We start from the raw sequence: 13609 nt of genomic DNA, 5'->3' as shown, positions 1-13609 counted from the left end.
CCCGCCAATGACGACCTCCTCCACACCTGCTCTAGAGCGCGATCTGACGTCCGGCGCGCTGTCCCTGGCCATCGCCGAGATCGCAGAGGAGGCCGCGCGGCTGATCCTGCCCTATTGGCGCGCAGGCACGGCGGTCGAGACCAAGTCCGACGACAGCCCGGTGACCCAGGCCGACCGGGCGGCCGAGGCCCTGATCCTGGAACGGCTGGCGGCCCTGTATCCGGGCGTGCAGACGGTGGCGGAGGAAGCCGTGTCGGCCGACGGCGCGCCCGAGGCGGCCGAGGACTGGTTCTGGCTGATCGATCCGCTGGACGGCACGCGCGGTTTCGTGCGCGGCGGCGAGGCCTTCACCGTCAATATCGCCCTTATCCATGACGGCTATCCGGTCGCGGGCGTGGTGACGGCGCCGGCGACGGCGACGACCTGGCGCACCGACAAGCCCGAGGGCGGCGCCTTCCGGCGTCAGTTCGGCGCCCTTCAGGCCGGCGAGGCGCATTCGGGCGAGGACTGGCGTTCGATCCGGGTGCGCGACCGGCCGCAGGAAGGCATGGCCCTGCTGAGCCACAGCGTCACCGACGAAGAGGCGACGCGTCTGGCCGCCCGTCACGGCTGCTCGCGCTGGCAGGGGACGGATTCGTCGCTGAAATTCTGCCTGATCGCCGAGGGGCGGTTCGACGCCTATCCGCGCACGGGCCCGACCTCGGAATGGGACACCGCAGCGGGCCAGGCGGTGCTGGAAGCCGCCGGCGGGCGGGTTCTGGCCGATGACGGGCAGCGGATGGCCTATGGCAAGACGCGGTTCCTGAACGGCGCCTTCGTCGCCATGGGCGGCTGAGGTCTAGGGCCTGAGAAGCGCCTCGGCGCGGTCGGCGAGGGCGTCGACGCCCATTTCCCGGGCCGTCATCGCCGCCTCGCCCAGGATCAGTCCCAGATCGGTCGGGACGACGCCGCCCAGCCGATACCGCGCCAACATGATTTCGGCCATGCCGATCTGATCGGCGGCCCAGTCGAGCGGCGTCGCCGTCGCAATGCGCGCGCGAAGGCGGGTTTCCAGCGTCATCAGGGCGGTCAGGTTCTTGACCGCCTCGGCCAGGGCCACCTCACGCGTGATGCGCCGCTCGCGCGCCAAGGCGCCGATGATCAGTTCGCCGCCCTGCGTCAGGGCTTCGGCCTGGGTCAGCAGCATCAATGGCTGGGCGTCGTCGCCGACGCGCAGCACCTGGATCGCGGCCCAGTCTAGCGGGCTGTGATCCGGGGTGAACTGATCGGCGGCGGCGTCGAACATGATCCGCCCCTGGTTGCGGGCCTCGTCGTGCCCCGCGATCGCGGCCAGGGCCGACAGGCCGGCGCCGCACAGGGCCAGGGCGCGGGCGCGTGTCAGGGGGCGATGGTCGGGCGACGCGGCCTCGACCAAGGCGCCCAGATCCCTGCCGGCCTGATCCAGCAAATGCACATCGCGCTGGACAACGCCCATTTCCAGCGACAGGGCCGCGCGATCCATACGCAGATCCATGTCGTCGGCGTCGTCTCTGCGCACCGCCTCATCCATCAAGGCGGCCGCCTGATGAAGGCGGGCGATGTCGCCGCTCAGCCGGGCCGTGCGGACCGTCAGCCGGGCGTGAAGCGCGGCCATGCCGACCGCGATGCGTCGGCTGCGCGGCTGTCCGACCGCCGCAAGGGTCGTCGCCGCGCGGTCCAGACGGGCGGGATCGCCGCACAGATCAAAGCGCAGCATCAGCACCGCCGCTTTGGCCATGGCGGCCCGCGCGATCTGATCCTCGCCCACGGCTGAACGCACCAGGCTGTCGGCGCAGCGTTCGGCCCGGTCCAGACTGTCGGCGGCGCCGGTGCGCCGGGCGTGTTCGCGCCACAGGGCGCAGGCGCGGTTTTCGGTCTCGAAGGGACGGGCGCAGGAGACGCGTCCGGCGTTCGTAGCCTCGCGTCGCGCCTCGGCGCGCAGCAGATCTGCGCCGATCAGTTCGACCCAGCCCAGGTCTTCGCTCTCTCGCGCCTGGGCGAAGAGTTTTCGAAGATCACGGCCGAATTCATACATGCTGGACCTCGGTTATCCCGCTTCGGGACGCAGACTGCGTCACCTGCGGCGTCCAATGCAAACGCAGCGCCGGGAATGCGGTTCGGCTTGGCCTTAAGCCGGCGCCCTAGTCGAGTTTCGGCGTCTTCTGCTGGCAGCGTTGCAGATTGGCGCGGGCCTGGGGCGCCTCGGCGTTAAGCTGGCGCACCGCGGTGATGCGCGCGCGGGTCTGATCGGCCTCGGCGGCCGGCGCCGCCTTGCCCGCCGCCGTCGCGGCCTGCATGGCCGCCAGGGACCAGTAGAGCGCGGCGTCATACAACCGCCGCCCCTGGGCGCTTTCGCCGCCTTCAAGCTCCGACGCGGCCTGGGTCAGGCCCGCACAGCGCACCGCTTCGTCATACGAAACCAGCCCCACGGAAGGGGCGGCCTGCAGCATAAAGACGGTGCTGGCGAGGGCGAGAAGCGTCGACATGACCTCAGAATGGCTCAGCCGCGTGACCAAAGGAAGTCGTTTGCGGCGCCGGCCTCAGCCGCGTTCCTTCGTCTTGGTGAAGGCGATCTTGGGGAAGCGTTCGCCGACATAGCCGGTCTCCCAGCTCGACTTGGCCAGGAAGACCGGGGCCTGGTCGATGTCGCGCGCCATCTGGGGACGGTATTTGCCGCTGAAGTCCTCGACGTCCGCGTCGGAGCCCTCCGAGCCTGGAGCGATCCAGCGCGCCTCGGCGTAGGGGGACGGTTCGAAGACGACGTCCAGGCCGTACTCCTCGCCCAGACGGTCGGCCATGACCTCGAACTGCAGCTGGCCCACGGCGCCGACGATGAAGTCCGAGCCGATTTCGGGACGGAACAGCTGGGTCACGCCTTCCTCGGCCAGACCTTCCAGCGCTTTCTTCAGGTGTTTGGCCTTCAGCGGATCCTTCACGCGAACCCGTTGCAGGATTTCCGGCGCGAAGTTGGGCAGGCCCGCGAAACGGACCACGCCGCTCTCCGACAGGCTGTCGCCGACGCGCAGCACGCCGTGGTTCGGGATGCCGATCACATCGCCGGCGAAGGCGTCGTCGGCCAGTTCGCGGTCCGAGGCGAAGAACATGATCGGCGCATTGACCGACAGGGACTTGCCGGTGTTCTGCACCTTCAGCTTCATGCCGCGCTTGAAGGCGCCCGACGCCATACGGAACATGGCGATCCGGTCGCGGTGGTTGGGGTCCATGTTCGCCTGGACCTTGAAGACGAAGCCGGTGACCTCGTTCGAACCCGGCTCGACCTCGGTCTCGACGGGGGCGGGGGCGTTGCGGGTCTCGGGCGGCGATTCCTTCTTCGCCTTCATCACCTTGGGCGCCGGGGCCCAGTCGCCGATGGCCTTCAGAAGTTCGTCGATGCCGAAATGGCGAAGCGCCGATCCCCACAGAACCGGCGTCATGTGACCTTCCAGGAAGGCCTGGCGGTCAAAGGCGGGATAGCCGCCCTCGACCAGTTCGACGGCCTCGGCGAGATTGTCCTGCTCGCCCGCCTCGAAATACTGCGCTGCCTGGTCCAGCGGCAGGGCGGGGGGGTGTTCGGGGTCTTCCGCCGACCCGGCGGCCTTGCGGGTGTAGGGCTGGAACCGGCCGGTGCCGACCTCGACCATGCCGCGCAGGCGATTGCCGCTCTCGGCCGGCCACCAGATCGGGGCGGGGTCCAGCTGAAGGCGTGACGCGATGTCGTCCAAGAGGGCCATCGGGTCCTGGGCCTCGCGGTCCAGCTTGTTGATGAAGGTGATGATCGGGATGTCGCGCAGGCGGCAGACCTCGAACAGCTTCAGCGTCTGCGGCTCGATGCCCTTGGCGGCGTCCAGCACCATGATGGCGCAGTCGGCGGCGGTCAGGGTGCGATAGGTGTCTTCGGAAAAGTCCTCGTGCCCGGGCGTATCGAGCAGGTTGAACATCTTGCCGTCGTGCTCGAACGTCATGACCGAGGCCGAGACCGAGATGCCCCGCTCCTTCTCGATCTTCATCCAGTCCGAACGCGTCCGCCGGTTTTCGCCGCGCGCCCGCACGGCGCCGGCCGCACGAATGGCGCCGCCGGCCAACAGGATATGCTCGGTCAGGGTCGTCTTGCCCGCATCCGGGTGGGCGATGATGGCGAAGGTCCGGCGGCGCGCCGCTTCTTCAGGCAAGGTCAAAGAGGACATGGCGCGCGACTAACCCGCCGCGCGCCGAAAGTCACTCACTGGCAGGAGATGGGGCGGATTCAGACGGTGTTTGCGGAGAGGTTTCCGGCTCCGGCTCGCTGATCTGAGGCGCTTCGGCGTCTTGCGTGATTTCCGGCAAGGCCTGGCCCTTTTCGATGGCGGCGATCATGCCGCTTGCGAAGATGGAAGCGGCGCCGCCGTGGGGATTGTTGGCCACCGGTTTCAACACCGCGATCGCCTCTTCCGGCTTGCCGGTTTTCACCAGGGCGTCTGCATAGGGAAAGCGCACCGCCGCCAGTTGAGGGGCGCGATCCAGCGCCAAGCCCAGGGTCAGCAGATCGTTTTCGTTGGGATAGCCGGGCTGGGTCCGGCGAAGTTCGGACAGAAGCATAAGGGTGCGGTAGTCGTTCTGACCGGCTGCATAGGCGCGAGAGAGATAACCGCGCGCCTGGACGCGCAATGCCTGAGCCTGGTCGTCGTCTTCGGCCTCGCGCGCTTGTTTGAGCCGCTCCTGCGCCAGGAACTGCAGGGCTTCGACATGGTCCGGATCGATGTCCAGCAGGCGTTGAAGCGCACGTTCGCCGGCGGGGCGATCGCCGAAATGGAGACCGGCATGGCCGGCGGCGAGCAAGGCCAAAGGATCGTCGCCATGCCGGGCCGCCAGCCTGGCGACCTCTTGGCCCAAGGCCTGGCGATCTTCGTCGGGGACGCCGATCTTGAGCCGTTGATTGATGAGCAGCAGATCATCCGCGGCGGGCGACAGTCGCGTGACGACGATGTCGGCCGTTGGAAACTGGCCGCTGAGCGTCCTGCCCATCAGGCGACCACGGGTGTAGCGTCGAAGCGCGACCTGAAGGTCACGCAACGACATTCCGGTGGCGGCCTCCATTGCAGGCACAGAATCCTCGCCGCCGGAAACGCGCTTCAGATAGTCTTCCAACTGCTCTAGGCGCGCAGGATCGCTGATGAACCAGTGCGTCAGCAGCCAGGCGATCGGATAGTAGGTCGCCTTCTGGCTGTCGGATCGGACTTCGCCCGGACGTTTGGTCAGCAACACGTCCAGAGGAATCCAGCTCTCCGTCAAAATCCAGTAGGCGCGGTTCTGGTTGAACTGGCCCAGCTGAACTTTTCGATCTCGGACGTCGATGTCCGCGGTCATGTAGTATTCGGCAAAGCCTTCGACGAACCACGCCGGGTAGGATCCGGGGAAGCTGCCCAGCATGAAGTGGTGGGCGTATTCGTGCATGAGGATGTCGTCGCCCGACATCCCGCCGTCGCCGTCGCCCCTGATGGCGACCGCAAAGATATCCTCTTCCGTCGGGAAGTAGGTGCCCATCGTGTTTTCACCGCTCTGCGGGTGCACACGCGTCAAGCCTCGGCGGCCGCTAACGAGATAGATTGGCATCTTGCGCTGCGGCTCATCCAACATTGAGCCGCCGTGTCGGACCTGCATGACACGATCGAAAATCTCGAGTTTCTGAACGTAATCGCGCAGGGCGCGCTCGCCGCCGTCGCTATAGACGATGAAGCGTTCGCTTTCGGCCCGCAGCCAGTCCGCCCGCGCTGGCTGAGCCATTGCGGCAAAAACAATCGATCCCACCGCCGCAATGGCGCAGGTTACCAGCTTCGAACTCATACAATCAGTCCCGAACATCCCTTGAGGGCGAAGGTGCAACTTCCACGCGCCGCCGTCCAGCCGATTGGTCCACGTAAAATAACCCTCGCCATGAAGGGCTATCGGAGTCATGCTCGGTTCTGGAGGAGACGATCGGGCCGTCAGAGTCCGACGCTCCCATCCCGGATCGATCCGGGATCATAGGGAAAGGACAAGGACGATGGCTGTCATCCATCCTCAAGACCGTATCGCCCATGCGCCGCGTGAGCGGGCGCCGCTGCATCCGGCAGTGGGGCTGGTCGTCGGCTTCGGCTTTATCGTAGCCGTGGCGACGCTGGTCCATGTGGTGTTCAACGCCGTCCTCTGACGGCGTTTCAGGTCGCGATCAGGCGGCCAGGCGGTTCCAGACGGCGCGGTCCGCAGAGACGGCGTCGAGGCGACGGCCCTTGGCCTGAAGCTGACGCATCACCTGTTCGGGCAGGGTGCAGAAGCGCGGCTCGACCAGGTCCGGATTGCAGGCTGCGGCCGGCGCAGCGAACAGGGCGGCGTTCACGTCCGGGCTGCGCTCGGCGATCAGCCAGGCCAAGCGACGGGCGCGTTCGGGATCGTTGCGGTGAAGCAGTGGGTCCTCGGCGAACAGTTCGCAGCCCAGTTCCAGCAGATAGTCCAGACCCAGCTTCTCGAACCGGCGCGCGTCGGCGGGCGTGACCGGGCAGGCCTCGTCCAAGTCGAACACGACGTCGTTCAGAAGAAACAGCATGGGCGAGACGCTCGACTGACCGGACGCGAGTTCGTCCGTAAGCTCACAATAGGCGCCGTCGCTTGCGGTCCCGTTCACGGACGCGGTTAAGCGTTTGTGACCAGCCGGACTTCGCCTTGGACGAAAAGCGATGGCGATGACGCGACGTGACCCTTGCGCCAGTGTCCGCCCTCGGCTTACCTGATCACGCATTGTTACAGGCCGGCGTCGCGCCGGAGAGAGGCCGACATGACGACCCATGAAGATCGCGCCGGGCTGAAGGTCGCGGGCGAACTGATCGCCCTGATCGAGCAGGATGTACTGCCGGGGCTCGGGCTTGATGCGACGGCCTTCTGGAGCGGTGCGGCGGCGATCTTCGAGCGGTTCGCACCCGAGAACCGGGCGCTGATGGCGCGACGCGACGCCTTGCAGGCGCAGATCGACGATTGGAACCGGGCGCGGCGGGGCCAGCCGTATGATGTCGCGGCATCGCAGGCCTTTCTGAAAGAGATCGGCTATCTGGTCGAGGAGCCGGCCCCTTTTACGATAGGCACCGAAGGCGTGGACGCCGAGATCGCGCGCATGGCCGGACCGCAGCTGGTCGTGCCGGTGCTGAACGCCCGCTTTCTGCTGAACGCCGCCAATGCGCGGTGGGGCAGCCTGTATGACGCGCTTTACGGCACGGACGCGTTGGGCGACCTGCCGGCCGGCGGCGGCTATGACGCGGCGCGCGGCGCGCGGGTGGTGGCGCGTGCCAAGGCCTTTTTGGACGAGGCGGCGCCCCTGGCGGAGGGTTCGCATACGGATGTCGCCGGCTGGTCGGTGATCGACGGCGCATTGTCGCCTGCGCTGAAGGATGCGGGACAGTTCGTCGGCTTTGCGGGCGAGGCCAGCGCGCCTTCCTCGATCCTGCTGGTCAACAACGGGCTGCACATCGAACTGGTGATCAACCGCAGCCATCCGGTGGGGCGCAGCGATGCGGCCGGTCTGGCGGACGTGGTGCTGGAATCGGCCCTGTCGACCATTGTCGATCTGGAGGATTCCATCGCGGCCGTCGATGCGGCGGACAAGGCCGAGGCCTATCGCAACTGGCTGGGCCTGATGCGCGGTGATCTGTCGGCGACGTTCAAGAAGGGCGGCGAGACCCTGACCCGCGCCTTGGAACCGGATCGCCAGTGGACGGCGCCGGACGGGTCGTCGGTGATCCTGAAGGGGCGCAGCCTGCTGTTTGTGCGCAACGTCGGGCATCTGATGACGACCCCCGCCATCCGTCTGGCGGACGGGTCGGAGGCGCCGGAAGGGATCATGGATGCGATAATGACCAGCCTGATCGCCATTTACGACATCAAAGGTCTGGGCGGGTTCGGCAACAGCGCGACGGGCTCGGTCTATATCGTCAAACCCAAGATGCACGGGCCGGAAGAGGCCGCCTTCACCGACCGGCTGTTCGATGCGGTCGAGGATCTGCTGGCCCTGCCGCGCCATGCGATCAAGGTCGGGGTGATGGACGAGGAACGGCGGACCTCAGCCAATCTGGCGGCCTGTATTCAGGCGGTGAGGGACCGGATCGTCTTCATCAACACCGGCTTTTTGGACCGCACCGGCGACGAGATACACACGGCCATGCAGGCCGGGCCGGTGGTGCGAAAGGCCGACATCAAGTCCAGCGCCTGGATCGCGGCCTATGAGGCGAGAAACGTCGCCATCGGCCTGAAATGCGGCCTGTCCGGCAAGGCCCAGATCGGCAAGGGGATGTGGGCGGCGCCGGACCGGATGGCGGACATGCTGGAGCAGAAGATCGGCCACCCGAAGACGGGCGCCAACACCGCCTGGACCCCCTCGCCGACGGCGGCGACCCTGCATGCGCTGCACTATCATGCGGTCGATGTGTTTGCGGTTCAGAAGGATGTCGCCGGGCGCGAGACGCCGGGGCTGGAGGCCTTGCTGACCCAGCCGCTGGCGAATGGCGTCAACTGGTCCGAGGACGAGGTGGCGGCCGAGCTGGACAACAACGCCCAGGGCATACTGGGCTATGTCGTGCGCTGGATCGACCAGGGGGTGGGGTGTTCCAAGGTGCCGGACATCCACGACATCGGCCTGATGGAGGACCGGGCGACGCTGCGGATCAGTTCGCAGCATATCGCGAATTGGCTGCTGCACGGGGTCTGTAGTGCCGATCAGGTCGAGGCGGCCTTCCAGCGCATGGCGGCCAAGGTCGATGGTCAGAATGCGGGCGATCCGCTGTATCGGCCGATGGCGGCAGACCCGGAGAACAGTCTGGCCTATCAGGCGGCGCTGGCGCTGGTGTTCCAAGGCGTCGAGCAGCCGAACGGCTATACCGAGCCGTTGCTGCATGCCTGGCGGTTGAAGGCCAAGGCGGCTCAGTCCGTCTGACGGGCCCTGGGCGAGGCGGGCGGCTCAAGCATCTCGACCTCGTCGTCAGCCATGACGTCGTCGGCGGCGTCGTTGGCGGTTCGGGCGGGGCTTTGCGGGCCGGTCGGTCGCGGTGGCGAGCCGACGCCGTAGCCGAGACGCTTCAAGGCCTCCTCGCCGTCCAGGCCGAAGGCGGTGCGCAGGCGAAGATCGGTCTGGGGCACCGGCACCTCGACGCCCGCCGCGTCCAGGGCGTCGGCGATCAGCCAGGTGTAGGCGGCGTGCATGGCCGCCGGGCGTTTGACGGCGTCGCGCGTCGGCCAGACCACCAGTTCGAACGACAGGCCCCGATCGCCGAAGGCGACCAGCCAGACCTGGCTCTTGCGGGCCTCCGTCTCCGGCAGGGTGAAGGGGCTGGCGCGGGCGGCGGCCAGAACCGCATCGCGCACCTGTCCCCGGTCCGACCCATAGGCGACGGTGAAGGGCACATGGATGCGTCGGGTGTCGCCCTTCATCGTCCAGTTGGTGACGGGCTGTTCGATGAAGCGCGAGTTGGGCACCAGGACATTGACGTTGTCGTTGGTGCGGACACGGGTGGCGCGCGGGCCGATCTCCATGATGGCGCCGCGAATGCCGATGTCCTCGATCTCGATATAGTCGCCGACCGACACCATCCGGTCGAAGATCAGAAACAGGCCGGAGACGAACTCCTTGACCACGCCCTGCAGGCCCAGACCGACACCGATGCCCAGCGCGCCGGCAAAGACCGTCAGGGACGACAGGTTCAGCCCCGCCGCCGACAGGGCCGACATGACGCCCACGACGATGATGCCGTAGCCGGCCAGACGCTCCAGCAGATAGATCGCCTGACGGCTGCGGTCCGAGCGTTCGCGCACCCGGCGCAGCGACCGCGTCACCAGCCAATGGGCCGCGAAGGCGATCAGCAGGATCACGCCCGCGCTAACCAGACCGCCCAGCGTCAGATTGATCCCGGCGATGCGGGCGATCTGCGACTGCTCGATGGTGTCGAGGCCCAGCTTCTGGATCGGATTGGTCATCGCGTCCTAGAGCGTCCAGAGAACGGTCAAGGTTCCGAACCTAGATGGCGAAGTCCTCGGTCGAAAAGCGGCCATCCAGCCAGGCGACGATGCGCTCGGCGGCGTCCTCGGGCGACATGGTGGTGGTGTCCACGACGATCTCGGGGCTTTCGGGGGCTTCGTAGGGGCTGTCGATGCCGGTGAAGTTCTTGAGCTCTCCGGCGCGGGCCTTCTTGTACAGGCCCTTGACGTCACGGGCCTCGGCCACCGCCAGGGGCGTGTCGACGTGGACCTCGACGAACTCGCCCTCGCCCAGCAGATCGCGGGCCAGGCGACGTTCGGCGCGGAAGGGCGAGATGAAGCTGACCAGGACGATCAGGCCGGCGTCCACCATCAGTTTCGACACCTCGGCGACGCGGCGGATGTTCTCGACCCGATCCTCTTCGGTGAAGCCCAGGTCGCGGTTCAGACCGTGGCGGACGTTGTCGCCGTCCAGCAGATAGGTGTGGCGACCGTCGGCGTGCAGCCGCTTTTCCACCAGATCGGCGATGGTCGACTTGCCGGCGCCCGACAGGCCGGTCAGCCAGACGACACGGCCCGTCTGGTTCTTGATCGCGGCGCGCGCCGCCTTGTCCACCGACAGGGCCTGCCAGTGAATGTTATGGGCGCGGCGCAGGGCGAAGTGCAGCAGGCCCGCCCCGACCGTGCGGTTCGAGATCCGGTCGATCAGGATGAAACCGCCCAGGTCCTTGTTCTGGGCGTATGGGGCGAATGCGACGGGCGCATCCAGCGAAAGGTTGCAGACGCCGATCTCGTTCAGTTCCAGGCGCTTGGCCGGCTGCTGTTCCAGGGTGTTGACGTTCACCTTGTGCTTGGGCTCGGTGATCGTGGCTCCGACCAGCTTTGCGCCGATCTTGAGCAGGTAGGGCCGGCCCGGCAGCAGGGGCTCGTCGTCCATCCAGACCACGGTGGCCTCGAACTGGTCGGCGGCCTCTGGCGGGGCGTCGGCGGAGGCCAGCACGTCGCCGCGCGAGACATCGATCTCGTCGGCGAGGGTCAAGGTGATCGACTGGCCGGCGACGGCCAAGTTCAAGTCGCCGTCGGCGCTGACGATGCGGGCGACGGTCGATGTCTTGCCCGACGGCAGGACGCGGACGGGATCGCCCGGGCGCACGGTCCCGGCGGCGATCTGGCCGGAGAAGCCGCGGAAGTCGAGGTTGGGCCGGTTGACCCACTGCACCGGCAGGCGGAACGGATCGGCCTGAAGATTGTCGCCGACCTCCAGCGCTTCCAGCAGGCTCATCAGCGGCGGGCCGGCGTACCAGGGCGAATGGCTGCTGAGCTCGGTGATGTTGTCGCCGCGCAGGGCCGACATCGGGGTGGCGTCGAAGGCCTGAAGCCCGATCTGGGCGGCGAAGGCGCGGAAGTCGGCGACGATGGCGTCGAACACGGACTGGGACCAGCCCATCAGGTCCATCTTGTTCACCGCCAGGATGACGTGGCGGATGCCCAGCAGGCTGACCAGATAGGCGTGACGCCGCGTCTGGGTCAGGACGCCCCGGCGCGCGTCGATCAGGATGACGGCAGCGTCGGCGGTCGAGGCGCCGGTGACCATGTTGCGCGTGTACTGCTCGTGGCCCGGCGTGTCCGCGACGATGAATTTGCGCTTCTCGGTCGAGAAGAAGCGATAGGCGACGTCGATGGTGATGCCCTGTTCTCGCTCGGCGGCCAGGCCGTCGACCAGCAGGGCGAAGTCGATGTCGCCGCCCTGGGTGCCGACGCGGCGACTGTCCGCCTCCAGCGCCGCCATCTGATCCTCGAAGATCATCTTGGAATCGTAGAGCAGTCGCCCGATCAGGGTGGACTTGCCGTCGTCCACGCTGCCGCAGGTGATGAAGCGCAGCAGGCTCTTGTGCTGGTGGGCGTCCAGATAGGCGTCGATGTCGTGGGCGATCAGATGCAATTGATGGGCCATCAGAAATAGCCCTCCCGCTTCTTTTTCTCCATCGAGGCGGATTGGTCGTGGTCGATCATCCGGCCCTGCCGCTCCGAGGTGGTGGTCAGAAGCATTTCCTGAATGACCTCGGGCAGGGTCGCGGCCGTGCTCTCGACCGCCCCGGTCAGGGGGTAGCAGCCCAGGGTGCGGAAACGGACGGACTTCATCTGCGGCGTCTCGCCAGGGCGCAGCCGGAACCGGTCGTCATCGACCATGATCAGGGCGCCGTCCCGGTCCACCACCGGCCGTTCGGCGGCCAGATACAGCGGCACGATGGGGATCCGCTCCAGGTGGATGTATTGCCAGACGTCCAACTCGGTCCAGTTTGAGATCGGGAAGACGCGGATGCTCTCACCGGGCTTTTTGCGCGTGTTGTAGAGCCGCCAGAGTTCGGGCCGCTGGTTCTTGGGGTCCCAACGGTGTTCTGCGGTGCGGAAGGAGAAGATCCGCTCCTTGGCGCGCGATTTCTCCTCGTCGCGACGGGCGCCGCCGAAGGCGGCGTCGAAGCCGTAATGGTTCAGGGCCTGTTTCAGACCTTCGGTCTTCCACAGGTCCGTGTGCAGGGCCGAGCCGTGATCGAAGGGGTTGATGCCGCGTGCGACGGCGTCGGGGTTGTGGTGGACCAGCAGTTCGACGCCCAGATCGGCGGCGGCCTGTTCCCGCATCGCATACATGGCGCGGAACTTCCACGTCGTGTCGACGTGCAGAAGGGGGAAGGGCGGCCTGGACGGATAGAAGGCCTTCTTCGCCAGATGCAGCATGACGGCTGAATCCTTGCCGATCGAATAGAGCATGACCGGGCGCTCGGCCTCGGCCGCCACCTCGCGCAGGATGTGGATGCTCTCGGCCTCGAGCCGCTGGAGGTGCGTCAGGCGCGGCGCGGACAGGGCGGCAGGTCTTCTGGTCAGGGTGGCGGTGGTCACCGGGGCGTCTCCGTCGAACGCCATGTGACAACGCCAATGCGCGCGAGGGGACAAGCGAGGGTTCCTGCTCCCCGCTAGGAGATTTTCGGCCCGCAGCGTCCGATTTCGTCGTCGGAGCGTAACGGAACCAGGGTCGCTGAAAGCGGCTTATGGCATCAAAACGGAAACGCCCATGTCCAGCCTGAAATCCCTCGCCGCATCCGCCGCCGCCGCGATCGCGCTGGCGGGATGCGTGACCGCGCCGTCCCCGTCCGAATATCGCGCGCCCCAGCCGGCCAAGCCGGTGGATGTACAGCGTCTGTGGTCCGGGCGCTGGCACGAGATTGCGCGCCTGCCGGATCGGCTGACCGACGGCTGCGTCGCCGGGGCGTCGATCTATACGCCGGTGGAGGGCACGCGCGTCGATGTGCGCGACACCTGTCAGGTCGGCACGCCGGACGGCAAGGAAAAGGCCATCGGCGGGCGAGGCGAGATCCTCGATCCCGGAACGAACGCAAAACTCAGGGTGAGATATCTGGCCGGGTTCGTGACCTGGGACTATTGGGTGCTGGACCGGGCGGATGACTACAGCTGGTTCATCTCGGCCGATCCGACCTTCAATCGCCTGTTCATCTATACGCGCGACCTGCCCAGCGAGCAGCAGGTGCGCGCCTTGACCGAACGGGCGCGGGCCCTTGGGTATGATGTCAGTCGTCTGGAGTTCCCGGCCCAACCGGCGCGGTAA

At 67.0% G+C, this 13609-nt stretch carries 12 protein-coding genes; 4 read left to right on the top strand and 8 right to left on the bottom strand.

Annotation, left to right across the window (positions count from 1 at the left end):
- Positions 1–7: 7 nt before the first annotated feature.
- Positions 8–835, top strand: a complete 828-nt coding sequence (gene cysQ, locus E7T10_RS00115; RefSeq protein ID WP_137720224.1) for a 3'(2'),5'-bisphosphate nucleotidase CysQ — start codon at positions 8–10, stop codon at positions 833–835.
- Positions 836–838: 3 nt separating this feature from the next.
- Here the strand turns inward: cysQ and E7T10_RS00110 are convergent, their stop codons facing one another.
- The 4 genes from E7T10_RS00110 to E7T10_RS00095 all read right to left on the bottom strand — a co-directional run bounded on the left by E7T10_RS00110 (position 839) and on the right by E7T10_RS00095 (position 5949).
- Positions 839–2053 (bottom strand): hypothetical protein, encoded by a 1215-nt coding sequence (locus E7T10_RS00110; protein WP_137720223.1) that lies wholly within the window; start codon positions 2051–2053, stop codon positions 839–841.
- A gap of 106 nt (positions 2054–2159) precedes the next feature.
- Complete coding sequence (locus E7T10_RS00105) at positions 2160–2504, bottom strand: hypothetical protein (RefSeq protein WP_137720222.1); 345 nt, start codon at positions 2502–2504, stop codon at positions 2160–2162.
- A gap of 54 nt (positions 2505–2558) precedes the next feature.
- Entirely contained in the window at positions 2559–4202 is a 1644-nt protein-coding gene (locus tag E7T10_RS00100) for a peptide chain release factor 3 (protein WP_137720221.1), read from the bottom strand.
- A gap of 31 nt (positions 4203–4233) precedes the next feature.
- Positions 4234–5949, bottom strand: coding sequence for a hypothetical protein (locus E7T10_RS00095; protein ID WP_246846063.1), 1716 nt, complete (start codon positions 5947–5949; stop codon positions 4234–4236).
- A gap of 88 nt (positions 5950–6037) precedes the next feature.
- On the opposite strand from E7T10_RS00095, the gene E7T10_RS15630 reads away from it, so the two are divergent.
- The gene (locus E7T10_RS15630; protein ID WP_167334160.1) at positions 6038–6184 is read left to right on the top strand and encodes a hypothetical protein; all 147 of its coding nucleotides are present in this window, start codon (positions 6038–6040) and stop codon (positions 6182–6184) included.
- Between the two features lie 18 nt (positions 6185–6202).
- On the opposite strand, the gene E7T10_RS00090 is transcribed toward E7T10_RS15630, so the two are convergent.
- On the bottom strand, positions 6203–6577 hold the full coding sequence (locus E7T10_RS00090; protein ID WP_045811590.1) for a hypothetical protein: 375 nt from the start codon (positions 6575–6577) through the stop codon (positions 6203–6205).
- Positions 6578–6805: 228 nt separating this feature from the next.
- Between E7T10_RS00090 and E7T10_RS00085 the strand changes: the two genes are divergently transcribed.
- Positions 6806–8950 (top strand): malate synthase G, encoded by a 2145-nt coding sequence (locus tag E7T10_RS00085; RefSeq protein WP_137720219.1) that lies wholly within the window; start codon positions 6806–6808, stop codon positions 8948–8950.
- Here the strand turns inward: E7T10_RS00085 and E7T10_RS00080 are convergent.
- Genes E7T10_RS00080 through cysD form a run of 3 tightly spaced genes read right to left on the bottom strand, consistent with a single transcriptional unit; the run spans position 8938 to position 12909 of the window.
- On the bottom strand, positions 8938–9987 hold the full coding sequence (locus E7T10_RS00080; protein ID WP_137720218.1) for a mechanosensitive ion channel family protein: 1050 nt from the start codon (positions 9985–9987) through the stop codon (positions 8938–8940). The genes E7T10_RS00085 and E7T10_RS00080 overlap by 13 nt on opposite strands.
- A gap of 40 nt (positions 9988–10027) precedes the next feature.
- Positions 10028–11941: a sulfate adenylyltransferase subunit CysN gene (gene cysN, locus E7T10_RS00075; RefSeq protein ID WP_137720217.1), complete on the bottom strand. Its 1914-nt coding sequence runs from the start codon at positions 11939–11941 to the stop codon at positions 10028–10030.
- Positions 11941–12909 (bottom strand): sulfate adenylyltransferase subunit CysD, encoded by a 969-nt coding sequence (cysD, locus tag E7T10_RS00070; protein ID WP_137720216.1) that lies wholly within the window; start codon positions 12907–12909, stop codon positions 11941–11943. The genes cysN and cysD overlap by 1 nt, the downstream gene beginning before the upstream one ends.
- 148 nt (positions 12910–13057) lie before the next feature.
- On the opposite strand from cysD, the gene E7T10_RS00065 reads away from it, so the two are divergent.
- Positions 13058–13609, top strand: a complete 552-nt coding sequence (locus E7T10_RS00065) for a lipocalin family protein (protein ID WP_137720215.1) — start codon at positions 13058–13060, stop codon at positions 13607–13609.

The organism is Brevundimonas sp. SGAir0440 (assembly GCF_005484585.1).
Classification (GTDB): Bacteria; Pseudomonadota; Alphaproteobacteria; order Caulobacterales; family Caulobacteraceae; genus Brevundimonas.
Note: the sequence above shows the minus strand (reverse complement) of the source record. Positions and strands in the feature narration are given on the sequence as shown.

Excerpts from the sequence above, each read along its gene's own strand:
- cysQ (WP_137720224.1), top strand. The coding sequence starts at position 8 with ATGACGACCTCCTCCACACCTGCTCTAGAGCGCGATCTGACGTCCGGC.
- E7T10_RS00110 (WP_137720223.1), bottom strand. The coding sequence starts at position 2,053 with ATGTATGAATTCGGCCGTGATCTTCGAAAACTCTTCGCCCAGGCGCGA.
- E7T10_RS00105 (WP_137720222.1), bottom strand. The coding sequence starts at position 2,504 with ATGTCGACGCTTCTCGCCCTCGCCAGCACCGTCTTTATGCTGCAGGCC.
- E7T10_RS00100 (WP_137720221.1), bottom strand. The coding sequence starts at position 4,202 with ATGTCCTCTTTGACCTTGCCTGAAGAAGCGGCGCGCCGCCGGACCTTC.
- E7T10_RS00095 (WP_246846063.1), bottom strand. The coding sequence starts at position 5,949 with ATGACTCCGATAGCCCTTCATGGCGAGGGTTATTTTACGTGGACCAAT.
- E7T10_RS15630 (WP_167334160.1), top strand. The coding sequence starts at position 6,038 with ATGGCTGTCATCCATCCTCAAGACCGTATCGCCCATGCGCCGCGTGAG.
- E7T10_RS00090 (WP_045811590.1), bottom strand. The coding sequence starts at position 6,577 with ATGCTGTTTCTTCTGAACGACGTCGTGTTCGACTTGGACGAGGCCTGC.
- E7T10_RS00085 (WP_137720219.1), top strand. The coding sequence starts at position 6,806 with ATGACGACCCATGAAGATCGCGCCGGGCTGAAGGTCGCGGGCGAACTG.
- E7T10_RS00080 (WP_137720218.1), bottom strand. The coding sequence starts at position 9,987 with ATGACCAATCCGATCCAGAAGCTGGGCCTCGACACCATCGAGCAGTCG.
- cysN (WP_137720217.1), bottom strand. The coding sequence starts at position 11,941 with ATGGCCCATCAATTGCATCTGATCGCCCACGACATCGACGCCTATCTG.
- cysD (WP_137720216.1), bottom strand. The coding sequence starts at position 12,909 with ATGGCGTTCGACGGAGACGCCCCGGTGACCACCGCCACCCTGACCAGA.
- E7T10_RS00065 (WP_137720215.1), top strand. The coding sequence starts at position 13,058 with ATGTCCAGCCTGAAATCCCTCGCCGCATCCGCCGCCGCCGCGATCGCG.